The organism is Streptococcus sp. ELY_125 (assembly GCF_058314535.1).
In genome coordinates this window covers 1-557 of sequence record NZ_JBZFUM010000050.1, presented here as the reverse complement: position 1 = coordinate 557, position 557 = coordinate 1, and the positions used below count along the sequence as shown (strand labels likewise).

The following is a 557-nucleotide window of genomic DNA, read 5'->3' as shown; positions in this document are numbered from 1 at the left end:
GCACCCGCTGTTCCAACGGTTCGTTACCACTATGCTAGCTATGCCATCCAGCCTCAGGTTAACAAGGCCATCACCAATAACATAGGGGTCGATATCGACAAGACCTTGGTCGCTAAGCAGTCGGTGGTCAAGTTCCAACTGAGAACGGCTGAACTGCCAGCCAACCGTGAGGAAACCACCTCCTTCGTCTTGGTCGATCCCCTGCCAAGCGGCTATCAGTTCAACCTCGAAGCGACTAAGGTGGCCAGTCCAGACTTTGAGGTCACCTATGACGCAACCACGCATACCGTGACCTTCACAGCCACCGCGGAAACCCTGGCCATGCTCAATCAGGACTACACCAAGGGCATCACTGCCCCCGTCCCAACCATTGTCGGTCAGGTCATGAACGACGGGGCCACCTATGAAAATAACTTTACCCTAACGGTCAACGATGCTTATGGGGTCAAATCCAATATCGTTCGGGTCACTACCCCAGGGAAACCAGGAGATCCAGACAATCCCAATAATAACTACATCAAACCGCACAAGGTCAATAAAAATGAAAATGGCACCGT

1 pseudogene is annotated in these 557 nt (G+C 52.2%); it reads left to right on the top strand.

Annotated features, from left to right (window positions below):
- A pseudogene (locus AC4HAL_RS11005) lies at nt 1-557 on the top strand (hypothetical protein); the annotation flags it as partial.